The organism is Spirosoma sordidisoli (assembly GCF_004138325.1).
Classification (GTDB): domain Bacteria; phylum Bacteroidota; class Bacteroidia; order Cytophagales; family Spirosomataceae; genus Spirosoma; species Spirosoma sordidisoli.
On record NZ_SBLB01000007.1, the window covers coordinates 368,716 to 391,494 of the forward strand.

General features: G+C 55.4%; 21 protein-coding genes. 8 read left to right on the forward strand and 13 right to left on the reverse strand.

What is annotated here, in order from left to right:
- Nucleotides 1–56 precede the first annotated feature (56 nt).
- Nucleotides 57–896, forward strand: coding sequence for a toxin-antitoxin system YwqK family antitoxin (locus EQG79_RS24115; RefSeq protein ID WP_129604907.1), 840 nt, complete (start codon nucleotides 57–59; stop codon nucleotides 894–896).
- A 9-nt stretch (nucleotides 897–905) separates the two neighbouring features.
- Here EQG79_RS24115 and EQG79_RS24120 read toward each other — a convergent pair whose 3' ends face one another.
- The 3 genes from EQG79_RS24120 to EQG79_RS24130 all read right to left on the reverse strand — a co-directional run bounded on the left by EQG79_RS24120 (nucleotide 906) and on the right by EQG79_RS24130 (nucleotide 4,164).
- The gene (locus tag EQG79_RS24120) at nucleotides 906–1,703 is read right to left on the reverse strand and encodes a tetratricopeptide repeat protein (protein ID WP_077922080.1); all 798 of its coding nucleotides are present in this window, start codon (nucleotides 1,701–1,703) and stop codon (nucleotides 906–908) included.
- Nucleotides 1,704–1,779: 76 nt separating this feature from the next.
- Nucleotides 1,780–3,189, reverse strand: coding sequence for a DEAD/DEAH box helicase (locus tag EQG79_RS24125; protein WP_077922079.1), 1,410 nt, complete (start codon nucleotides 3,187–3,189; stop codon nucleotides 1,780–1,782).
- A 72-nt stretch (nucleotides 3,190–3,261) separates the two neighbouring features.
- On the reverse strand, nucleotides 3,262–4,164 hold the full coding sequence (locus EQG79_RS24130; protein ID WP_129604912.1) for a fructosamine kinase family protein: 903 nt from the start codon (nucleotides 4,162–4,164) through the stop codon (nucleotides 3,262–3,264).
- Between the two features lie 101 nt (nucleotides 4,165–4,265).
- On the opposite strand from EQG79_RS24130, the gene EQG79_RS24135 reads away from it, so the two are divergent.
- Nucleotides 4,266–5,462, forward strand: a complete 1,197-nt coding sequence (locus tag EQG79_RS24135) for an anhydro-N-acetylmuramic acid kinase (RefSeq protein WP_129604919.1) — start codon at nucleotides 4,266–4,268, stop codon at nucleotides 5,460–5,462.
- 8 nt (nucleotides 5,463–5,470) lie between these two features.
- Here EQG79_RS24135 and mog read toward each other — a convergent pair whose 3' ends face one another.
- From mog to EQG79_RS24150, 3 genes are all read right to left on the reverse strand, one after another.
- Entirely contained in the window at nucleotides 5,471–5,995 is a 525-nt protein-coding gene (mog, locus tag EQG79_RS24140) for a molybdopterin adenylyltransferase (protein WP_077922076.1), read from the reverse strand.
- Between the two features lie 103 nt (nucleotides 5,996–6,098).
- On the reverse strand, nucleotides 6,099–7,919 hold the full coding sequence (locus EQG79_RS24145; protein WP_077922075.1) for a glycosyltransferase: 1,821 nt from the start codon (nucleotides 7,917–7,919) through the stop codon (nucleotides 6,099–6,101).
- Nucleotides 7,920–8,103: 184 nt separating this feature from the next.
- Nucleotides 8,104–9,102 (reverse strand): N(4)-(beta-N-acetylglucosaminyl)-L-asparaginase, encoded by a 999-nt coding sequence (locus tag EQG79_RS24150; protein ID WP_077922074.1) that lies wholly within the window; start codon nucleotides 9,100–9,102, stop codon nucleotides 8,104–8,106.
- A gap of 107 nt (nucleotides 9,103–9,209) precedes the next feature.
- On the opposite strand from EQG79_RS24150, the gene purU reads away from it, so the two are divergent.
- Complete coding sequence (gene purU, locus EQG79_RS24155) at nucleotides 9,210–10,025, forward strand: formyltetrahydrofolate deformylase (RefSeq protein WP_236648821.1); 816 nt, start codon at nucleotides 9,210–9,212, stop codon at nucleotides 10,023–10,025.
- On the opposite strand, the gene EQG79_RS24160 is transcribed toward purU, so the two are convergent.
- Nucleotides 10,012–10,743, reverse strand: a complete 732-nt coding sequence (locus EQG79_RS24160; protein WP_077922073.1) for a copper homeostasis protein CutC — start codon at nucleotides 10,741–10,743, stop codon at nucleotides 10,012–10,014. The two genes, purU and EQG79_RS24160, sit on opposite strands and share 14 nt — an antisense overlap.
- Nucleotides 10,744–10,953: 210 nt before the next feature.
- Here EQG79_RS24160 and EQG79_RS24165 point away from each other — a divergent pair, with 210 nt between their 5' ends.
- A complete protein-coding gene (locus tag EQG79_RS24165; RefSeq protein ID WP_009284883.1) occupies nucleotides 10,954–11,175 on the forward strand; it encodes a DUF2795 domain-containing protein in 222 nt (73 codons plus the stop codon).
- Nucleotides 11,176–11,266: 91 nt separating this feature from the next.
- Here EQG79_RS24165 and EQG79_RS24170 read toward each other — a convergent pair whose 3' ends face one another.
- Entirely contained in the window at nucleotides 11,267–11,740 is a 474-nt protein-coding gene (locus EQG79_RS24170; protein ID WP_077922072.1) for a sterol desaturase family protein, read from the reverse strand.
- 171 nt (nucleotides 11,741–11,911) lie between these two features.
- On the opposite strand from EQG79_RS24170, the gene EQG79_RS24175 reads away from it, so the two are divergent.
- The gene (locus tag EQG79_RS24175; protein WP_077922469.1) at nucleotides 11,912–12,580 is read left to right on the forward strand and encodes an AlbA family DNA-binding domain-containing protein; all 669 of its coding nucleotides are present in this window, start codon (nucleotides 11,912–11,914) and stop codon (nucleotides 12,578–12,580) included.
- Nucleotides 12,581–12,586: 6 nt separating this feature from the next.
- On the opposite strand, the gene bioA is transcribed toward EQG79_RS24175, so the two are convergent.
- Genes bioA through EQG79_RS31580 form a run of 3 tightly spaced genes read right to left on the reverse strand, consistent with a single transcriptional unit; the run spans nucleotide 12,587 to nucleotide 14,411 of the window.
- Nucleotides 12,587–13,876 carry an adenosylmethionine--8-amino-7-oxononanoate transaminase gene (bioA, locus tag EQG79_RS24180; RefSeq protein WP_129604929.1) on the reverse strand — a complete coding sequence of 430 codons (1,290 nt, stop codon included), beginning with the start codon at nucleotides 13,874–13,876 and terminating at the stop codon, nucleotides 12,587–12,589.
- 14 nt (nucleotides 13,877–13,890) lie between these two features.
- On the reverse strand, nucleotides 13,891–14,160 hold the full coding sequence (locus EQG79_RS31575) for a hypothetical protein (RefSeq protein WP_317126267.1): 270 nt from the start codon (nucleotides 14,158–14,160) through the stop codon (nucleotides 13,891–13,893).
- Nucleotides 14,161–14,171: 11 nt separating this feature from the next.
- A complete protein-coding gene (locus tag EQG79_RS31580; protein WP_317126268.1) occupies nucleotides 14,172–14,411 on the reverse strand; it encodes a hypothetical protein in 240 nt (79 codons plus the stop codon).
- 50 nt (nucleotides 14,412–14,461) lie between these two features.
- Here EQG79_RS31580 and EQG79_RS24190 point away from each other — a divergent pair, with 50 nt between their 5' ends.
- The 3 genes from EQG79_RS24190 (at nucleotide 14,462) to EQG79_RS24200 (ending at nucleotide 17,822) form a co-directional block, all read left to right on the forward strand.
- On the forward strand, nucleotides 14,462–15,862 hold the full coding sequence (locus tag EQG79_RS24190) for an RsmB/NOP family class I SAM-dependent RNA methyltransferase (protein WP_129604935.1): 1,401 nt from the start codon (nucleotides 14,462–14,464) through the stop codon (nucleotides 15,860–15,862).
- Nucleotides 15,859–16,896, forward strand: a complete 1,038-nt coding sequence (locus tag EQG79_RS24195) for an alpha/beta hydrolase (protein ID WP_129604941.1) — start codon at nucleotides 15,859–15,861, stop codon at nucleotides 16,894–16,896. The genes EQG79_RS24190 and EQG79_RS24195 overlap by 4 nt, the downstream gene beginning before the upstream one ends.
- Before the next feature lie 107 nt (nucleotides 16,897–17,003).
- Nucleotides 17,004–17,822, forward strand: coding sequence for an enoyl-ACP reductase FabI (locus EQG79_RS24200; RefSeq protein WP_077922067.1), 819 nt, complete (start codon nucleotides 17,004–17,006; stop codon nucleotides 17,820–17,822).
- A 78-nt stretch (nucleotides 17,823–17,900) separates the two neighbouring features.
- Here the strand turns inward: EQG79_RS24200 and EQG79_RS24205 are convergent, their stop codons facing one another.
- On the reverse strand, nucleotides 17,901–20,987 hold the full coding sequence (locus EQG79_RS24205) for an AAA family ATPase (protein WP_129604946.1): 3,087 nt from the start codon (nucleotides 20,985–20,987) through the stop codon (nucleotides 17,901–17,903).
- Complete coding sequence (locus EQG79_RS24210) at nucleotides 20,984–22,216, reverse strand: metallophosphoesterase family protein (RefSeq protein WP_129604951.1); 1,233 nt, start codon at nucleotides 22,214–22,216, stop codon at nucleotides 20,984–20,986. Before EQG79_RS24210 ends, EQG79_RS24205 begins: the two co-directional genes overlap by 4 nt.
- Nucleotides 22,217–22,779 lie beyond the last annotated feature (563 nt).

Consider the following 22,779-nt stretch of genomic DNA (forward strand, 5'->3'; position numbering starts at 1 on the left):
AGCCGTCGGGGGCTGCTCCATCTCCTTTTTCCTCATTTTCGTCGGTATCATCAACCATGACAACGCTGGGTGTTCCCACCACTTCTTCGTTGAAAGAACAGAAGGATGCCTATCTGTCAACGATTATCCCGGCCGATCTGGGTCTTAAGGTGAAACAGCTCAAGAAATTGAAGGCTGACCGGAAAAGCAAGAAAAAATTATTGAAGACTGAATACGAGGGGCTCTCGATCGTGAAGGCCTATACGAAGATGGGAAGTGGCGATCGAACCATCGTAGAAGAGTTTTCGATTCTGCGCAGTAACGATGCCGCCAAGCCACTGCCTTATGTCCGCGACATCTACCGCTATTATCAGCGAAGCGCCCGGGTATCGAGTTCCATCATTCGCGACGAAGGAACCGGACTGCTCCTGCACGGACCCTATAAACGATACCAGAACGGCGAGCTGGTTGAGGAAGGATTTTATTACGCCGGCATGAAAGACGGCCGCTGGGAAAAATACGACAGCAAATTCATGCTGATCGATAAAACTTACTGGCGTCAGGGCGTACCGGCCGACTCAAAATTGACCTATTACGACTCGACCCATCATAAGATCAAAGAAATCGTACCGGTCGAGTACGGTAAAATTACCGGCACCTACATGGCCTTCCATGAAAACGGCGCTCTGGCCGAAGAAGGTAAGTATGACAATGGCGTAAAAATAGGCCGCTGGACAGAATTCTACCCCAGTACGCCGGGCGGTCGCCGAATGCGCCGGAAGATCGTTCAGCACGGCAGCAGCCAATGGGACGCCGACTTTGAGCCGATCGTACTGACGGAGTGGGACGAGAAAGGGAAAGTGACCTTTGAGCGGGCCAAAGAAAAGACGATTCTGGAAGACGAAACCGAAAACTAAGCTGACACCCTACTTGAAAACGCCCTTCGGATCAGGGTGTTTGGCCAGCAGATCGTTGAGGTAATTCAAATCCAGCTGCGAGAGGTCGAGGTTGCGGGCCTGATGGAAATAATCCCAGGCTTTGGCGTAATCCGCTTTCAGGTAGCTAACCAGCGACAGTTTCTGAAAAGAAGTGGCATTGGCGGGGGTCAGTGCTACGGCCCGCTGCAGGGCTGCTTCGGCCTCGTCGAGCATTTCGGGAGAGGCATGTTCCTGGTGATATTTGATCTGCACCGTGGCCAGATCCGTCATCAGTACGGCATTGCTGTCGGCAACGCTGAGCCCGCGCTTCAGCATCCTGATTGCGTCGGGCAACTGGTTTTTCTGGTAGCAGACAACCCCCAGGCCCCAGTACGCATCGGCATTTTTGTCGTTCAGCAGCCAGGCCAGGTTGAAGCGGTGAGCCGCGGTATCGAGTTGACCATCGGCCACGTAATCCCATCCCCGCGCGGCAAAAAAATCGCTGGCTTCCGGACGACTGGCGAAATTCTGGTCGCAATCATTCAGAAAATGTACTTCCTGATCGATCTGCTCGGCTGTTTTAGGCCGTTCGCCAAAAAGTGGAAGGGTATTGATTGCCCCGCCCGAAGCCTCTGTAGTGGCTTCGGTGGCATGAGCGCCCGTTTCCGTCTGCGCGGTTGCTGACGATTGCGAAACACCCGACGTACTGTTGTTGCGGACTGATGTAATGAGCTGTTTGGGTTGAGCTGCCGAAATCAGGGGCAGAACAACGAGACTTAGCTGCATCAGATTCATTCGAACACGCATAACGGTCAGCACACCAGAGGAGTAGTATGTTCCGGTAGAACGAAGAAGGCAACCAAGTTAGTACATTTTTACGGAATTAACGGCGATTGCCGCGGCCCCCCGAGCGTTTCGATCCGCCTGGTTTAGAACCTGCTGCTGCGCCGGTCCGGGGGCGCGGGCCCGTAGAGCGCGACGCTGGTTTGGCGCTGCTGCCAGGGCGACTCGTGCCAGTTCTGGATCGGGCCGGTGCCATATTTTTTGCTTTCTTTTCGTGGAAAGCGCCCAGAAACGTCGGATCTTCTTTCCGGCGTTGTTCGTCGACTTCGCGCAACAGGGCCTGCTGCTCGTCGAAAGGCGTTTCGGTAATCTCGACGACCCTCGGAATAGGAACGCGCGGTATCGTCATCCGGATAATCTTTTCGATCTTCTGAACGTGATACTCTTCGGCTATGGTCATAAAGGTGATAGCCTCGCCGGTATGATTGGCGCGGCCCGTGCGGCCGATGCGGTGTACGTAGTCTTCGTAGATGAGCGGCACGTCGAAATTAATGACGTGGCTGACTTCGACGACGTCGATACCACGGGCTGCCACATCGGTCGATACCAGCACCCGGATGTTGCCTTCCTTAAAAGCTTCCATCGAGTTGATACGGGTATTCTGGCCTTTGTTGGCATGAATGACCCGAATCTGATCCGACTCAATCACTTTACGGGCCAGAAACTTATAAATATTGTCGGCGGTGCCTTTGGTTCGGGCAAATATGATACCCCGTGTGAAATCGTCGCGGGTAACGAGGTAGTCGAGCAGATTGATTTTGGTCCGGAAGTTCGGCACCTGATAAAGAACCTGGTTTACCATCGCAGCCGTTGAAGCCTGTGGCGTAACCTCAACCTTGATCGGCGCTTCGAGAAACTCTGACGACAGGCGCTCAACGCGTCCGCCGAAGGTTGCCGAGAAGAGCAGGTTCTGCCGCTTCGACGGAATAACCTCCAGAACGGCCCGGATCTGGGGCATGAATCCCATATCCATCATTTTGTCGGCTTCATCGAGGATCATCGTCCGGATGTCTTTGGTAACGATATGCCCGAGTCGGTACAGGTCGATGAAGCGACCAGGAGTGGCCACCAGAATGTCTACGCCCTGGCTCAGCGTTTCGATCTGTTTTTTAGGGCCTAAACCGCCATACAGAGCCAGGTGGCGCAGGTCGGTATATTTGGCCAGCTGGCTTATGGCTTCGTTGATTTGCAGTGCCAGCTCGCGGGTAGGAGCCAGAATCAGCGCCCGTGGATGGGTGCCCTGGGCGTATTTCACTTTCATCAGCAGCGGCAGCAGATAAGCGGCCGTTTTGCCGGTACCTGTCTGCGCAATGCCCAGCACGTCGTGATTGCCCAGACTCAGCGGAATGGTCTTTTGCTGAATAGGGGTCGGCTCGGTATAGCCTAAATCGGCTACTGCGTTCAACAACTGCCGGTTGATCTCAAACTGATCGAACGATGTAATCTCCATGATGCAAATCAATAATGGGGGGCCATGCGTTGGGCTGGCTGCATACGTGCAACAGCCAAAACGCACTGACGCCTACAGGTAGCGCTTTAAAATTCGCTCTACGCCACTAACGTAACCTGACCCAAACAGATTCACATGTACCAGCAAAGGATACAGATTATAAATGCCCACCCGCTCGTCGAACCCCCGGTCGAGGGGGAACGCTTCGTTATAGGCATCGTAAAAACGCTGATCGAACCCGCCAAATAATTTGCTGAACGCCAGCTCGGCTTCCCGAAACCCGTAATAAACGGCCGGGTCGATCAGGGCGGGGGTGCCCTGTTCGGTAACCATCACATTGCCAGACCATAAATCGCCGTGGAGCAGGGCCGGCCGTTCGTTGGGAAGCAGGTTGGGGAGTTGCTCGCGCAGCCGGAAGAGAGCTTCGTAATACGGTTTGGTCAGTAGCCCCTTGTACAGCGCCATACCGGCCTGGGGCAACAGCCGCTGATCGAAGAAAAAGTCAAAACCGCTGCTGGTGAGCGTGTTGGTTTGCGGAAGCGAGCCGATGAAATTATCGAAATGAAGCCCAAACCGGGGCTGGGTGTGCGAGTGCATCTCGGCCAGTGACTGCCCCAGCATCTCCCAGTACAGCTGATTTGGCTTACCCGACGAGATAAACTCCAGGATCAGGTACGATTTACCCTGGTGCTGCCCGCAGCCCATAATTTCCGGAATAGCCAGCGTATCGGTTCGACGGAGCAGGTTCAGCCCCCGCGCTTCCGTTTCGAATGGATTGAACGCGCCCAGCGTCGTCTGGCTGTCGGCATGATTCCATTTTACAAAAAAAACGCCTTCCGACGAGAAGACCTGAGCCGCCATGTTGATGTCGCCCCCCGATAAAAACTGGGTCTCGATGACATCGACAGTACGGCCCAGCGTCTGAAACAGAATGCTCTCGAAAAAGGAAAATTGTTCGTCTCCCCAAAAATTCATACACTTTGGCTGCAAGAAAGTATCTTCGGGCGTCCCGGACCGACAAGCGCTGTTTCGGATGAACAGACGGCTGGCAGACAAAAAAGAGACAACCCAAGGGCATGAACGCACAACTACAACGTCTTTATTCAGCGGCTCAGCAGGCCGATCGCCGGATTATCGGACTCATGTCAGGAACCTCCCTCGATGGTCTCGATATTGCCTTGTGCCTGATTTCAGCGAGCGGTCCGGCCACCCGGGTGAAGCTCGAACAGTTTATGACAGTGCCGTACGACGAAGGTCTGAAAGACGAGATTCGTGCCATCTTTGCTAAGACACAAATCGACTTCGAGCAACTTTGTTTACTAAATCCATACATAGGGCAGCTACACGGCCAGATGATTCTGGATGCACTGCGTACCTGGAACATCGATCCCCGGGCGGTTGATCTGGTGGCCAGCCACGGCCAGACCGTATACCACGCGCCCAAAAGTCAGCATCGGCGGGCGGGCTTTCCGAACGCAACCCTGCAGATTGGCGACGGCGATCATGTAGCGGCTGTAACGGGTATTATCACGCTGAGCGACTTCCGGCAAAAACACGTGGCCCACGGGGGCGAAGGCGCACCGTTGGCCGTATACGGTGATTATTTCATGTTATCCAAAGCCGGTGAAAATCGAATCTTACTGAACATGGGCGGTATCGCTAACTTCACCGACCTGCCGGCCACTGAAGATGCCAGCGCCGTTTTTACGACCGATACCGGACCCGGTAATACGCTCCTCGATGCCTACGCCCGCCGACTGCTGAACCAGCCGTACGATAAAGACGGCGCGCTGGCAGCCAGTGGCCAGGTAAACGATGGGTTGCTGGCGGCTCTGAAAGATAACCCGTTTTTCGATGCCCCGTTTCCCAAAACGACCGGCCCCGAAGTCTTTAATACCCAGTACGTCGACGCGGCTCAGGCGCGTAGCCGTACCACCGACCTGGCACCCGCCGATCTGATGGCGACGCTGGTTCAGTTCAGTGCGGATACCATTACCGATGCCATCAGCCGCGTCCTGCGCGCCGGTGAATCATACGTGGTGTATATGAGTGGGGGCGGTATGCATAACCCGGTGCTGACCAGCGCCATCCGGCAACGCCTGCCTGCCTGTAGCTTCGGATATACCGACGACCTGGGTATCAATGGAGACGCCAAAGAAGCGGTTTTATTCGCCGTTTTGGCCAACGAATGCGTGGCGGGCGGTACAACCTCCTTCGGGAATCGGCAGGGCGTACCGAGTATCACTATGGGGAAAATTAGTTTGCCGACCTGATCAGTGCCCTACGCCTTCGGGCGGAACACCTTCATCTGCTCTTCGTTGGTAGTCAGAAACGGCCCGCCAATCAAGTCGATACAATACGGAATGGCCGGAAAAACGACCGACAGGCACTGGCCGATGGCCTTTGGCTTGCCCGGCAGGTTAAGTATCAGCGTCTGGTCGCGGATACCCGCCGTTTGCCGCGACAGAATGGCCGTGGGTACATAGTTCAGACTTTCCTGGCGCATCAGTTCACCAAAGCCGGGCATCATTTTCTGACAAACGGCTTCGGTCGCTTCGGGGGTCACATCGCGGGGCGAGGGGCCGGTGCCGCCCGTGGTAACGACCAGACAGCAGCCCTCGCTATCGGCCAGTTCGATAAGGGTTGCTTCGATCTGGTCCTGCTCGTCGGGAATAACGCGGTATACCGGCTCCCAGTCGCAGCTAAGCCAGTCGGTCAGCAGCGCCACAACGGCCTTGCCCGGAATATCCTCGTACACGCCCGCGCTGGCCCGGTCCGAGATATTGATTACGCCAATACGTATCATAGACTAGTAAAAACAGAGAGTCGGTTTACGTGCCTGGTATTCGACTACCCGGAAACCAGGCCGCCGAACACCAGCCGCGTAAACCGACTATGATGAACTGAAACTAAGGTTTCTTACGCTTCAGGGCCAGGTCGTGGGCCGTATCGTAATACGAACGGAGGTTCGTCCAGTCGAAGACCTCCGCAATGCTCTCGACCCGGTTCCGCTGCTGAATACGGTCACGCTGGGCCATTTTCACGAAGCGAAACAGGACGTTGGTCAGCTGGTCGGCGGCTTCGTTGAAGTTCTGGGTCCGGCGGTTGATGACATAGATCCCGCGGTTTTCGTAGTCCCGCATGATCTGCATGATAAAGTCGCCGAAGCCCGACTGATCGCTCGTGACTGTCGGAATGCCGCGCACGACACACTCCAGCGGAGTATAGCCCCAGGGTTCGTAGTAGCTCGGGAACACCCCCAGGTGGCAACCACGCACAAACTGGCTGTAGTCCAGTCCGAACAGCGGATTGGTAGAGGCAATGAAGTCGGGATGGTAAACGATCTTGACCCGATCATACTCATTATTAACGAGGTTGGCCTGCTGGATAAACCGCGTCATGTCGTCTTCCTGCACGAGGTTGTGCGTCACGAAAGGCGGTAGCTGCTTGTTCTTCCAGCTCTGAACCGTTCGCCGGAGCCGGAGCCGCCAGTACTCATCGACAAACGTGTTGAGGTCGGGGAGGGCGTTGGCACTCTGTCCCGAAGCGGCTGCATGAAAGAGCCGTTCGCCCACCTGTTTTTCGATGCTCTCGCAGGTTTCCTGAATCTCGTCGAGTAAAGCCCGGGAGTGAAGCACGTCGGGGTTGATAGATGTAAAGGGCTGCTTTGTAACCATGAACATCACCACCGTCATGTCCATGTTAGCCTCGCGCATGCGGTAGTTGAGCCGCGCCAGGGCCTCCAGCGTAATGTCGTATCCTTTGTTGGTGAACTCGAAGCGGCCCGAGGTAAAGAAGTACAGGGTCTTTTCCAGATCGAACGAGTAGTTCTGGAAGAAATGGCCCATCACGAACTCATGGATCTTATCCTTATACTTGACGTGCAGATTCTGGAACTCGTGGACAGCCGCAAAGCGGGTGATATTCAGGCCGTTTGGCAGAATGAGGTCTGTTTGCCGGCCCAGGAAGACCTCGCACTCGCGCGAGGTCACATCGCTGACGGTGGTAAACACGTGGGCCTGTTGAGCGGCCAGCCGCTCAATGGTTGCCTGGGTTTCGATACCGTAGTGGCGGGCTTCGCGGAGCCAGTCGAAGAACGGTAGCTTACCGTAAAAACCGGGTTCGTTCTGCGCCAGATACCGGCCCAGCATGGTAGCATGGGTGGTGAAAACAGTAGCTACCTTTACGTTATCCCGGCGCAGGTCGGGCAGGCCGCTGCTGGCCATCCACTCGTGGAAGTGAGCCACGAAGTCGACCCGCCGGGCATGATCCTCTGCCAGGAGGGTGATAAAGACCCGAACCATCTCACCGAACGCAATGGTCTGGTTTACCAGGTCTTCAACATTCAGCGTCGATAGCTGGTGGTTTTGCCAAAGCTGGCCTTTGATGGCGTTAAGCTGGTCAACGCCGATGCAGGTAATATCGAAAAGGACAACGCGCGGCCGACCCGTTACGAGCCAGTACCCATACTCGACGCTATACCCCATCTGCCGCATCTTACGAACGGTCTGACCAATCTCGGTTGCGTCAGATTCGGTAATGGGTTCAAACTCGGCGGCTGCCCGCTGCGGGAAGTAGGGGCCCAGCGCTACGTAGTTATCATCCCACTTCTCGACCATAGCCGGTACTTTAGACCGGATTACTGTATAGATGCCGCCGACCTGGTTGCAAACTTCCCAGGCAATTTCGAGCAGGAGTTTGCGCTTCGACGTGGAGAATACCGATTCCAAGAGCTTATTTGTGGTTTTGGGTTGAGAACTATAGTGTTGTTGCAGCGGTCTGTTTATTGGATCGATTCGTTGAGCGGCAAACCCGACTAATGGAAACGACAGCGTCAACAGATTCCATAACCTGACTAAGTAGCAAGGGTTCAAAAACTGCCCAAACTACGTATGCCAAACTACAAACCCCAAACTATTTACTCAGAAATGATTTAGCTTCCCGAACCTCCGTTCGTCCGTTCTGCGAAACGGTATAGTTGAATCCGGTCTGGATGCTGTAGGCGCCAATTTCGCCCTGCCGGTTTACGGCCAGTACGCCCACCTGTACATCGTTCAGGTTGCCCTGCCCGTCAACGTATTTGCCGTCTTTGATAGAAGGCCCTTTCACGATTCGGTTGATGACTTCCTCGCAGGCCTGCTGCGGTGTCTTACCCTGCCGCATCAGTTCAACCGCCAGAAAGGAACCGCAGGTCCGCATGACCAGCTCGCCCAGCCCGGTAGCACAGGCCGCTCCGATTGTGTTGTCAACAAACAGGCCGGAGCCGATGATGGGTGAATCGCCGACGCGGCCGTTCATTTTATAGGCCAGACCGCTGGTGGTGCAGGCGCCCGAGAAATCACCTTTGGTATCCATTGCCAGCATCCCGATGGTGTCGTGGCGTTCGATGTTGACCTGGGGTTTGTATTTGGCCGTTTTCATCCACTCGCGCCAGGCGGCTTCCGATGATTTGGTGAGCAGGTTCTCTTTTTTGAAACCCTGAGACAGCGCGAACTTCAGCGCGCCCTCGCCCGATATCATAACGTGGGGTGTTTTCTCCATGACGGCCCGTGCTACGGAAATGGCGTGCATAATATGCTCGAGGTAGGTGACCGAGCCGCAGTTGCCGCGCTCGTCCATGATGCAGGCATCCAGCGTAACCCGCCCGTCGCGGTCGGGCAGGCCACCGTATCCTACGCTCGTATCATTCGGGTCGGCTTCGGGAACGCGGGCTCCGGCTTCTACGGCATCAAGGGCCCGCCCGCCCCGGCTCAGTACAGCCTCGGCGGCTGCGTTGGCTTTGGGCTGGTTCCAGGTCGATACAACCAGCGGACCGGATGCGTAAGACAGGGGGGGCGATTGAGTCGTGAAGGCCAGGGAAGGAAACAGGCCGGAGAGGGAGCTGAGCGTAAGAAAGCGTCGACGATTTACCATGAGTGTTGTGATTTGGCTAAAAATAAAGCATTAACCGGGACGCCGTACTACTTTTGCCCAATTTCTTGGTTTCTATGACTCCCGACACCAGCAAACACATCCTGCTCATGGACGGTCCCGACAGTAAGGGACTGATCTACCACGTTACGGGCGTATTGTATCGCCACGGCCTCAATATCATTCATAACGACGAGTATGTGAGCCCGGCCGGCCAGTTTTTCATGCGCACCGAGTTTGAGGGAACGTTTGATAGTGAGGCCCTGCTAAACGAGTTATACAATACCCTGCCTAACGCCGACGGCATTACCTTCCGGCTCAATCCGAAGCGGAAAAAGAACATCGTTGTCTTCGTTACCAAGGAGCACCATTGCCTGGGCGATCTGCTCATCCGCTACGCTTTTGACGAACTGGACGCCGATATACTGGCCGTGATCAGCAACTACAATCATTTGCAGCCGCTGGTCAGTAAGTTCGGGATTCCTTTCCATTACGTCTCCCACGAGGGCCGGAGCCGCGAAGAACACGAAGAGGCCATTCGCCGAACGCTGTCCATCTACGAGCCGGACTACCTCGTGCTGGCCAAGTACATGCGCGTGCTGACGGCCGGATTCGTTGGCCTGTTCCCGAACCGGATCATCAATATCCACCACTCGTTTCTGCCCGCGTTCGTGGGCGCCAATCCCTACCGGCAGGCCTACGAGCGGGGCGTCAAGATTATCGGTGCCACGGCCCATTTTGTCAATAACGACCTCGACGAAGGACCCATCATTGCCCAGAATGTTAAGGAAGTAGACCATCGCCATTCGGCAGCGGATATGGCTACCGAGGGGCGCGATGTCGAAAAAATCGTGCTGTCGCAGGCGCTGAAGCTGGTCTTCAACGACCGGGTGTTTATTGCCGGAAACCGCGCTATTGTGCTGTAATCGTCACCACCGCCTGTATCTTACCGGCGTTGGCTTCAACGAGGTCATACTCGCCGGGTACCGACGAGGCCATTGACAGGGCGGGCTGCCGATAGTGCATCGCACTGTCGTGCCGGACACCGCCACTGAGGTGCAGCGCATCCACCCCGGCGTCGATCAATACCTGAGCATTCTGGGCGTTGACTCCCGATCCGGCCATGATCTCGATCCGGCCTGCAGCCTGCCGGGTTAGCTGCCGCAGGAGTGTTGCTCCTCTGTCGGCCGTAGGTTGCTGCCCTGACGTAAGAATCCGAACGGCACCGGTGCGAATGACGGCCTCCAGCGCTTCGGCGGGGTCGCGCGTCATATCGAAAGCCCGGTGAAAGGTGACCGGCAGGGGGTGGGCCAGTCGAATCAGTCGTTGGGTAGTTGCTTCGTCAACCGTGCCGTCGCTGTTCAGCAGCCCCAGTACGAGGCCATCGGCGCCGTAGGCCTGAGCCAGTCTGATGTCGTCTTCCATCACCGCCAGCTCTGACTCGTTATAGAGGAAGTCGCCCCCGCGCGGACGGATCATCACGTAGACGGGAATATGCAGGTGTTGCCGGGCCTGCCTGATCAGGCCCGCGCTCGGCGTGGTGCCGCCTTCGGGCATACCCCCACACAGTTCGATACGACCGGCGCCGGCCTGTTGGGCTGTCAGGCAGGAGGCCAGGGAGTAAGCACATACTTCAACAATCATTGGTTTCAGAATCAGCCTATATGGATAAGGGTTCAGCCGCCGGGGAGCAACATTGAGTAGGAACCCAAAACAAAACAAAAGCTAGTGCGTTATTGGCCTAAATCCCCATACAGGCCGTTCTGCAACATTTTTGAGGAATTAGTCTTGGAAATCAAGTTTTTTTTACTTTTGCACCCTCATTGAAAAATCGACATTAACTACGAACACACTATGTACTGGACACTTGAACTGGCCTCCTATCTGGAAGATGCCCCCTGGCCCGCTACCAAAGATGAACTGATCGATTATTCGATTCGCTCCGGCGCTCCGCTCGAAGTGGTTGAAAACCTCCAGGAACTCGAAGACGACGGACAACCTTACGAAAGTATTGAAGAAATCTGGCCCGACTATCCGACCAAAGATGATTTCTTCTTCAATGAAGACGAATACTGAGCCAGCTTAAAAGGACAGTACAAAAAAGGTGTACCTGCGCGAAGCGGATACACCTTTTTTATGCCCGGGAGTAACCGGATAGGGCCGTTGGTCAGGCCGTTTCTGATTTCGCTTTTTCCTTGACCGGACGGTCGTATTTTTTCGGAGCATACAGAAAGCCGAATGCTTCGGCGCCTTCTTTGGTATGTACCTTATGATGAATATAGTGCGCCCGCATGATGCGCTGCATATAACGCCCGTTGGTGTTGACGTTCAGCCTGGCCCGCCGGTGTACGATAACATCGTGAAATACAAAATAAAACACCCCGTAGAGCGTAACGCCCGCGCCAATCCAGGCCAGGTACCGATAGTCGGGCAGTTCTACGCCCGCTACGATCAGCGAGATGGCCGTACCGGCAAAAACAACCGCAAACAGGTCGTTTCGCTCAAAAAAACCTTTGTGATGATTGTGGTGATCGCGGTGCCAGCTCCATAAAAAACCGTGCATCACGTACTTATGGGTGAACCACGCTACCCCCTCCATAAACAGGAATGTACCAATAACGAGCGCAACGTTTAGCAGCATTTTTATGTTATTTATACGATTGAGTTAATCATCTCTGCCAATTTGTAACGGTATGTACGACTAAAAAGTTGGCCGCAGATAACCCACTTTTCTGCAAAATAGAGATACAAGAATAATAGTTGCAAGGTTGTGGAAAAGTCGTATATTTATCGCGATTCAGTGCTCAACCAGATGACCCCATCTGTTATGGACCATCAGGCGCTCAAGAACCTGGTTAAACGGGGAGAGGGTTCCCATTTAGAGTTCAAGCTGAAAACAAACCATCCCGAAAAAATTATTCGGGGCGTGGTAGCCTTCGCCAACACCAACGGCGGAACCATGCTCATCGGCGTCGGCGACGACAAAACGATTCCGGGGCTGAAATACGCCGACGAAGACGAGTACCTGCTCGTTCGGGCTATTCACAAGTACTGTTTTCCGCGCATTTCATACACCATCGAACGGGTTCAGCTCTACGACGAGCGCGAAGTTCTGGTCATTCGGGTGCCGCCCAGCCTTAACAAGCCGCATTATATCATTCCTGACCCCCAGGAGCCCGACAACAAGAAAGCCTACGTACGTGTGGCCGACAAATCCGTGCAGGCCAGTCGCGAAGTGCGCGAGATCCTGAAAGGCGAACAGGCCGCCCGCGACATCCGGTTCAACTACGGCGAGAAGGAGCGTAAGCTGATGCAGCACCTTGGCGAGCACAACAGCATTACGGTTGATCTGTTCGCGTCTATTGCGGGTATATCGCGCAAAATAGCTTCCCGAACGCTCGTGCTGCTGGTGCTGGCCAACGTGCTTGAAATCCATCCCAACGAGGTGGTTGATCAGTATACTACCCGTCCGGTCTCGTAGCGGTTATCAGTCAGTGGCGGTTTCGGCCAGGTGGGTCAGCAGCGCTTCGATCTGGGTATAGGTATACTGCAGCTGCTCATTGGTGGTGCAATAGGGCGGCATCAGGTAAAGTACATTACCCAGCGGCCGCATCAGCACACCCCGGTCCAGCAGAAACGCATACGCCCGATCCCGAATGCCGTTGAAGTACGATGTGCCGCCTTCGCCCAGCAGATCGAACGCCAGTAGCGTGCCCCGCTGCCGGATATTACCCACCCCCGACTGCGTTGTCAATCGACTCACAAAACCGGCGTGCTGCTGACTGATGCGGTCAATATTGGCCCGCGTATCGTCAGAGAGCGTCAGGTCCATACTGGCCAGCGCAGCCGAGCAGGCCAGCGGGTTGGCGGTATAGGAGTGTCCGTGAAAAAGCGTCTTTATCTTTTCGGTCGATAGAAACGCTTCGTATATCGGTTGCGTGCAGGTAGTGACGCCCATGGCCATCGTGCCGCCGGTTATTCCCTTCGACAGACACATCAGGTCCGGTTTTTCGGTCAGGTAGTCTGAGGCAAACAGTCGGCCCGTACGGCCAAACCCCGTCATCACTTCGTCGGCGATCAGGAGCGAGCCCTGTTGCCGGGCCATCTGGAACAGCTCGTCGAGTATGGCGGGTTCGTACATGACCATGCCACCAGCGCCCTGCACCAGCGGTTCGGCAATGAAAGCGGCCACGTCGGTCGTAAACAGGTCGCGAGCCTGACGAAGCACAGCTTCTTCCTGCCCCGGTACCGGTACCGGCAGGTATTCCACATCGAACAGGAAAGGCGTAAACGGGGCGGTGAACGCACTGCGCCCGCTTACCGCCATTGCGCCAAACGTATCGCCGTGGTAGGCTCCTTCCAGCGCAATGACTTTCTGGCGGGGTTGGCCCAGGTTATACCAGTACTGGAAAGCCATCTTGAGCGCTACCTCAACCGCCGTAGAGCCGTTGTCGGAGTAAAAAACCTTAGCCTGCCCAGCTGGTAGTATAGCCAGTAGCCGCTCGGCCAGTTCAACCGCCGGCTGGTGGGTGAAGTCGGCAAAGATGACGTGTTCGAGGGTGTTCAGCTGCTCCGATACGCGTTGCGCAATGTACGGATTGGCGTGGCCGTGGAGGTTAACCCACCACGACGCGATCATGTCCAGGTATTCGCGGCCATCGGCGCCGTAAAGAACGGAGCCGGCTCCCCGAACAATGGGAGTGGGTAGCGGAGCCGTCTGCATTTGGGTGAACGGATGCCAGATGACAGCCTGATCACGAGTTGCTAAATTGAGCATAGGTTGTTGACGGATTACGAGTGCCACTTCGCCTGTGCTTTCAGGACGCGTTCGATTACATCACGAACGGCTCCCTGACCCCCCAATTTCTGCGACACATAGCTGCAGATGGCTTTGACCTCATCGACCGCATCGGCCGGGCAGGCCCCCAGCACCTCAGGACGGCTAAGTATCGGGCAGTCGGGCAGGTCGTCGCCCATGTACAGGATCTCCGATTCGTTCAGATCATCGCGGGAAACGTAGGTCAGGAAGGTGTTGAGCTTCTGATCTGAGGGGTTGCCCATGAATAAATCGGTTACCCCAGGATCTCGAACCAGTTCCGAACGCCATCGGCCGTGGCGGCCGAAACGATACCGACCCGGAACCCCGCCCGAAGCGCGTGCTCAATGGCGTAGCTGTCTTTGATGTCGAAGGTTCTGAATTGTTCGCCGGAAGCCAGCAGATGAACATCGCCGGTGGTCAGGACCCCGTCAATGTCAAAAATAAAGGTTCGGATGGTAGCGAAGCGGTTGAGTAAGTCAGGCGTAAGTAGCATCCCGCAAAGGTAATGAATCAATCCGCGTGCTGGTTTCGTACCTTTGAGTAATGAATACTCTTCCAAAAACAGGGCTACCGAAGGACCAGCTTCCGCCGGCGTTTCAGGACCAGATGCAGACGCTGCTGGGTGATGAATTTCCGGCTTTCGAAGCTGCGTTAGGCGAGCCTGCTCCCGTGAGCATCCGGCTAAATCCGCGTAAACCGGCCGTCGATACGACGGAACTGGAGCGGGTGCCCTGGTGTGCGGATGGATTTTACCTGTCCCAGCGTCCTAATTTTACCCTCGATCCGCTGTTTCAGGCGGGTGCCTATTACGTACAGGAGGCCTCGTCTATGCTTCTGGCCGAAGCCCTGCGGCAGTCTGTCCGGTCTGATCGGCCGCTTCGGGTGCTGGACCTGTGTGCGGCCCCGGGCGGGAAAAGCACCCTGCTGGCGTCGGCCCTTCATTCCGATAGTCTGCTGATCTGCAATGAAGTGATCCGAAGCCGGGTGTCGGTGCTGCGCGAGAACATCGAAAAGTGGGGTTACCCGAACGTTGTTGTCAGCAATCACGATCCCGAGGACCTTGGTAAACTATCGGGGTTCTTTGATGTGGTTCTGGTCGATGCGCCCTGCTCGGGGGAAGGATTGTTTCGGAAAGATCCCGACGCCGTTGGCGAGTGGTCGGCCGATAGCGTACAGCTCTGTTCGGCCCGGCAGAAACGGATTCTGGCCGCTGCTGCGCCCCTGCTCGATCAGGGCGGTATCCTGATTTACTCGACCTGTACGTATAACGATGTCGAAAATGTGGATAACATGCAGTATCTGGTGGATAACGGCTTCGACAGCCGGCCGCTGATACTGCCCGCCGACTGGAATATCGTTGAAAAACACGTGGGCGATGCCGTTGGCTATCAGTGTTATCCACATCGGGTACGGGGCGAAGGGTTTTTTATCAGCGTTTTCCGGAAAACAGCCTTCTCGCCTACGGTCAGGCTGGACGCCCGAACGTTCCGGAGCATCCGGGCGCTGCGTCCGCGCGAAACGGCTTCGGCTTCGCAGTGGCTCCAGCATCCGGCCGACTTTTCGTTCTGGGAAAAACCCAACGGCGACGTGATGATACTACCCAAAGTGCTGGAGAAGCAGTTTCTGTTTCTGGACGTGGCTATTCATAACAAAGGCTTTGGCCTCGAGATCGGGCAGTTTAAAGGAACCGACTTTATTCCGTCGCATGCGCTGGCGTTGAGTACGGCGGTTCATGCCGACCTACCAGCTATCGAACTCAGTAAAGAAGAGGCACTTCGGTACTTTAAGAAAGAAAACCTGGTGTTCGATCAACCCGTCAAAGGCTGGTTGCTGGCCCGGTATAAAGGCATGAATCTGGGCTGGATGAAGGGCGTAGGCAACCGCGTCAACAACTACCTGCCGAAAGACTGGCGTATCCGAATGGAAATCAAAGAGTACGCATGAAACGACTGTTCACCATCACGGGTTTGCTGCTGGCTGTATTGGTTGGCGGCTATGTACTCGGGCCATCGTCGCATTACGATCCCATCAAAGACGAGCCCATTACTCTCGATTCTGATTTGGTTAAACTCGAACAACGCATTGCCGAGTCAGAAGGCAAAGCGGGGCTGAAGCCCGACAACGAAGCCCGGATTATCTGGGCCGATAGCTCGCGTAAGGTAAAGACGCCCTACAGCCTGGTTTATATTCACGGGTTCTCGGCGAGCTGGGCCGAGGGCGACCCTATTCATAAGCAGCTGGCCCGGCAGTTCGGCTGCAACCTGTATCTGGCCCGCACCGACGGCCACGGCGTTAAGTCGCCCGATGCGCTCAGGGAGATGACGCCTGCCAGCTACGCAGCTTCGGCCGAGCGGGCGCTGGCCATCGGCAAGGCGCTGGGCGAGAAAGTCGTGGTTATCGGCACCTCGGCGGGGGGCATGCTGGCGCTGTACCTGGCTGCGCGCCATCCTGAGCTGGAAGGGCTGGTGCTGTACTCGCCCTGTATTGCGGTGGCCAATCCGGCGCTGAAGCTGGCTACCCGGCCATGGGGCAAACAGATTCTGGACCGGGCTTTTGGGGGCGAACACGCCATCATGACACACTACAAACCCGACCGGGCCCAGTACTGGTTTACCCAGTATCATACCAATGGACTCATCACGCTGCAAACCATGCTCGATCAGTATATGACCCCGGAGCAGTTTCAGCGGGTAAAGCAGCCGGTGTTCATGGGCTATTATTACAAGGATGAAGACAATCAGGATAAAGTAGTGTCGGTAGCGGCCATGCTGGCGATGTATGACGAGCTGGGCACGCCAGCCGATAAAAAACAGAAGGTTGCTTTTCCCGAAGCGGGGGAACACGTTATCGCGTCGCACTTCACGTCGGGCGATCTGGACGGGGTGTACAAGACGACCGAAGCGTTCATGCGGAACGTGCTGAAGATGCCCGTAGCGGGCGCTTCGGGCACAACGGTAGCCCTTAACCTGAAAAAATAGTCTACTTTTGTTGTTCCGACTGGAGTGAAAGCAATACAGTCGTGTGGTGTTTGACCGCAACCTGTGATTTGACCATCGAGCCGGGACCCCGGCAAAACAGAGAAAAAATGGCTTACGGATTACTGAATGGAAAGCGAGGCATCATTTCGGGTGCCCTGAATGAACAATCAATTGCCTGGAAAATTGCCCTCAAGGCCAAAGAAGAAGGGGCTACGTTTACGTTGACCAACGCGCCCATCGCCATGCGCATGGGAGCTATCCGCGAGCTGGCTGAGCAAACGAACGCCGAAATTATTCCGGCCGATGCTACCTCATCCGACGATCTCGACAACCTGTTCACCAAATCGCAGGAAGTACTGGGCGGAAAAGTTGATTTCGTGCTGCACAGTATCGGCATGAGCCCCAATATTCGCAAAGGGCGCGCCTATACTGATCTGAACTATGACTGGCTGAAACAGACGCTCGATATTTCGGCGGTGTCGTTTCATAAAATGCTCCAGTCTGCCTATAAACTCGACGCCATCAGTGAGTGGGGGTCGGTGGTGGCGCTGACCTACATGGCGGCCCAGCGTACCTTCCCGTTCTATACCGACATGGCCGATGCCAAAGCCCTGCTCGAATCCATTGCCCGGAGCTTCGGCTACCGCTACGGCCAGCACCGCAAAGTGCGGATCAACACGGTGTCGCAGTCGCCTACGCCAACCACGGCGGGCAGCGGTATCGGTGGTTTTGACCGGTTCTTTGAATTTGCTGAAAAAACGGCTCCGCTGGGTAACGCCACCGCCGATCAGTGCGCCGACTATTGCATTACGCTTTTCTCGGACATGACCCGCATGGTTACCATGCAGAACCTCTTCCACGACGGCGGCTTTAGCATGACCGGTATTTCGGAAGAAGTAATGGACCTGATCAATAAGCAACCTTAGTACTACAGTATAAAAGGGCGGGCTGTGTGTCAGAAACGGTATCTACGATTCCGTCTCGACGCACAGCCCGCTTTTTGTTTAGTCCCAGCTGGTCTCGATCCGGCTACCGGTCTCAGTGGCTATGGTGCGGATGTAAGTGTCGACTTCGTGCTGCAGGTCGTCAACGTGCGAAATAATACCGACCACCCGGTTTTCCGTGCGCAAAGCTTTCAGCGTTTTGAACACCGTTTGCAGCGCGTCTTTGTCGAGCGTGCCGAAGCCTTCGTCCAGAAAAAACAGATTCTGCCGCGCTTTGGTCAGGTGCTGAATATTGTCCGACAGCGCCAGCGCCATGGACAGGGCGGCCTGAAAGGTCTGGCCTCCCGACAGGGTTTTCACGCTTCGCAGTTCGCCCCCGTTCATGTAGTCGCGAATCTGGAAGTTGTTTTTCTCATCCAGTTCCAGCTTGAGCTGGTTGTTGGTCAGCTTGAAGAAACGCTCGTTGGCCGATTCGCAGAGGCTTTTCAGATAAACGGATGAAACGTAGTTGACGAACCCCTGCGCCCGGAACATCTCGTCCATCTTTTTCAGGTCCTGCCGCCGAAGTTCCAGCTCGTCGTGCCGCTTCTGGTGGCTCAGTTTCTGCTGCCATTGGGTTTCGAGCGAGGTCAGTACGCTCGTAGCGCGGCCGTGCTCTTTGTTCAGCTCGTCTTTTTCGGCCTGTAAAATCGCCAGTTGCTGCTGAACAGTTGCCAGCTCGTCCGGATCGAAGGGGTGCTGGGTCAGTTCAGCCTCCAGGAGGTCGACCTGGCGCTGAAGCCCGCTCCGCTGCTCGTTGTATTCGTTGATCTGCTGCTTTTCATGCCCAACGTTCAGCTCCGACCGCAACATTCGGCTTACCTGATAGAGCGTCAGGCGCTGCGCTTCCAGATTCCGGGCAATGGTAACGTCGAGCGCGTCGAGTTCGGTAGTGACCTCGCTCAGCTGGTTATGAAGCTGCTGAATCTGTTCTTCAACGGTTGCCAGCTCTTTTTCGGCCTCGCTTTTCTGCTTCGAGGTAGCATCGAAGTTTAGACGGGCCTGGTTGTAGACCTCGCTCAGCGATGCCCGCAATGCGTCAATCTGATCGAGCCGCCAGTTGGTGACCTCATCGAGCCGGAAATGCGCCAGTGATTCGGCGGCCGTTTTCAGCTGGCCACTCAGCCCCGCAATAGCATGACCGGTCTCGATGACCTTTTTTGACAGATCGTTGTACGATTTTTCGGCGTCGGTAATCAGTTGATCGAGGTTTCGGATAGCCTGCTGGGCATCCTGAAGCTGCTGTTGCGCATCGCTCTCCCGGCGTATGGCCTCGGTTACCTCGCCTTCGCGCTCTTTCGAGAACTCGGGCCAGACAAAACGGTCTTCATGTTCGGTCAGCTGTTTGACAATATCCGTGCGCTCCTGAATAAGTCGTTTGCCGTTTTCGAGCTCGGCCCGCAGTTTCGTAACCAGTTCTTTAATCGTTAACTGAAGCGTTGAGGTGTCTTCAATGCGCTGTATAACTTTCTCCAGAGCGGCTTCGCTGCGTTGCACATCGGCCGGATCGGCGTCGCCCCGGTGGCGGTCAGGGTGGTGGGCCGATCCGCACAGGGGACAGGGCTGCCCTTCGCTGAGCGCATCGGCATACTTCCGCAGCTCGTCCTGAATCAGCAGCTGCCGGTGCTTTTGCTCGCGCTCCTGCCGAATTGTTTTAAGGTTGGTCAGGGCGTTGTCGATATAGTCGGGCAGGACCTTAAGCGTCAGGTCGGCCCATTCGGCCGGAAAACCGGCCAGTACTTCGTTCTTTTCCTGCTTAAGATCGTTTATGGCCTGGTCATATCGTTCAACCCCAGCCTGAAGATCGTCGGCCTGCTTTTTCAAGGGCGCATAGACCGCAAACCAGTTCTTGACCTGGTACAGCCGTTCCAGGTCAGACGTCCGGCCGAGTCCCTGATCCAGCACCTGCTGCTGCTGAGTGCGGGCGGCTTTGTGGCGTTCGAGCTGAGCGGCCTGCCGGTCGAGCTGTCCGGATAAGGTTGTCTGATAATGGGTCTGCTCGCCAATGGTCTGTTGCAGGGTTCTGATCTGCTGTACCGTATCCAGCTCGTCAATTTTCTGCTGTAGCTCATCCCGGCTTTCGTAGGCCTGCCGGGCGGCTTCGTAGAGCTGCTCCAGCCCCGCAAGCCGCTTGGTAACGGATAGTAGTTGCTGCTGGGCGATCCGTTCGCTCTCGGTCAGCCGACTTTTTCGGGCGTTTGCTTTCTCAAGACCCGCCAGATCGGCCTGAAACAGCAGCAGACAGCTTTCGTACAAAGCCAGCGTCTGCTCGCGCTCCCGGTAGCTCGCTTCCTGCCCCAGCAGCAGGCTCAGTTCCTGCTGGAGTGATGACAGGGTTTTGCGCTGCTTCTGCCGATCGAGCAGGCGCTGCTCGGTGGGGAGCAGTTCGTTGATGTCGGTATCTTTCCGGGTCAGAGCTTCCGTGACGGCAGCAATGACCGACCGGGCCTCATCGATAGCTTCGGGCGTAACCGCTTCCAGGGGAGACAGTAAACCCCGCAGTTCGGATAGTTGCTCGTCGTTTGCTTTGTTCAGTTTGGCAACCCGCCCGGCCAGGTCGTACTGATCCAGCTTGAACAGCTGGTTCATCATTTTGGTCCGTTCGGCAGCGCCCAGCTCCAGAAACTCGCGAAACTGGTTCTGCGGAATAATAATGATCCGCTTGAAGTTGTCGTAGTCGATCCCCAGAATATCCCGCGTCAGTACGGCGACGTCATCTTTTTCGGTACCGATGGGGGTCCACTCGTCGTCTTTTCGGATGAACATGCGCCGTTCACCCGCCCCGATTTCGTGATGTTTCTTCGGATGCCGCCGGGCTTCGTAGGTGAACTTGTAGATAGCCTGATCCGGGCCCGCCTGAAACTCGAAGTCGATCATGAGCTGTTTCGACTTCAGGTTCATCATATTGTACTGGCGGTTATCACGGCCATTCAGTCGCTCGGTCTCGCCGTAGAGGGCAAAACTGATGGCTTCGAGCAGCGATGTCTTACCGCTTCCCACTTTACCGAAAATGCCGAACACACTCGCGCCAGCCAATGGCCTGAAATCTACTTCCTGAACGTCCTGGTAGGAATACAGCCCCTGAATGCGCAGCTTAATGGGTATCATTCTAACTCGGTTGCTAAAATCTCGTTGAACAGCTGCCGGAGTCGCTGATTGGGCTCCTGCCCTTTGTTCTTGTTCTTGAAGTACTCCGTAAAAAGCACATCCATACTTTGCGTCAGGTCGATCGCCGGACTGCGCTGGGCTTCGGTCGTTTCAATATCACGGATATCCGGAATGATACTGGCCGATGACAGGGCTTCATGCGCCTTCGCCAGCCGCCGACGGTCTTCGGCTGTCAGGTAGGTAGGGGTTTGCAGGGTAATCTCGGGATAACATTCCGGGTTAGCCTCCAGCCATTCGACGGCATCATCGACGCGGGTAAATCGTTTTCGGAGAAGCCGCTTCCCCGTTTTCAGCGGAACCGCCCGAACGTCGACCGCCCGGCCTGGCTCGGCATCGATGAGCATCGCATATTTCTGCTGATCCGCTTCGGCAAAGCTGTATGCCAGCGGACTGCTGCTGTACACAACCGGACACGGACCGCCCCCAATCTCCTGCTGCCGATGCAAATGCCCCAGCGCTACGTATTGTACCGGTGCAGGAATCATATCGGTATACACTACCGAAGCGCCCCCTACCTGTAGAATGCTGCGTTCATCATCCGACTCTTCGGGTTGTTCGCCCCCGCGTTTCATAACAAACAGATGCGCTACGAGCAGATTAACACCCTGGTCATCCATGTAGGTGCTGGCCAGGTCGCTCCAATGCTGTTGAATGTGTTCCCGAAACTGATCCGTAGCGTTGGTCATCCCGTAATACGTACGCATCCGGGCTTCGTTGGCGTATGGAGTCAAAATGATACGAACCGGGAAATCGTGCCGGGGCAGCTTCAGTTCAACGAAGCCGGGCGCAACCTGAAGTAATTTCGTTTCACAGGTGAGCAAGTGTGACCGAACTTCCGTTTTCGGGAAGCCAACGAATATGATACCGCACTCTCGGCCAAAGTGGTCTTGTGCTTCAATCCGATCTGGGTTGTCGTGGTTGCCGGCAATAACGACAACCGGCCGACGACCGCCCCCCGTCAACCGTTTCAGCGTACTGTATAATAGATCTTCGGCTTCGGCAGAGGGGTTAAAGGTATCGAACAGGTCGCCAGCCACCAGTACCAGATCAACGTCTTCGGCTTCGACAAGCTCGACTAGTTCGTTCAACACCCCTTTTTGCTCGGCAAGTCGGTTAAAATCCTGCAACCGCTTTCCCAAATGCCAGTCCGCTGTATGTAAAATTTTCATGGAATGAGGCTGGATAAGCACTATAGAGGTAAAAAGAAAGATGCAATATACGGCATGTGACACGGATATAGGACCTGAGAAGGGAGCTAACCGTAGGACACAGGAAAGAATAAATTGTAGTTCTGCGAAAGCATCCAAAAAGCTCAAAAAAAGTTTGAAAAATTTACGGAGAGTAAGTGGCTGAGGTTGGGCCACTTATCCGATAGGCGGGGCCGGGGCTCCCAACTATTTTTCCGCCAGGGCTTGACAGAGGCCAAAAAGCGCCCTACCTTTGCAGTCCCAAATCGAGAGAAACAGGGCGCTGATCCAAAGCAACACGCTAACGGTCAGTGAGTTACGAGTAACAAACTGACAATCAATACCCAAAAATATTTTCAGTTTTTACTTGACAACCGGGAAAAAAGACGTACCTTTGCACTCCCAAACAACGAGACACGGAACGGCCACCGAGCCAACCCACTTCTCACCACGCTTCGGCCAACGGGCCAGGCGAACAGTTCTTTGACAAACGGGCAGCACATTATCATTCAGTCCTGCTCACTTCGGTGAGCCGGTTGAACAAG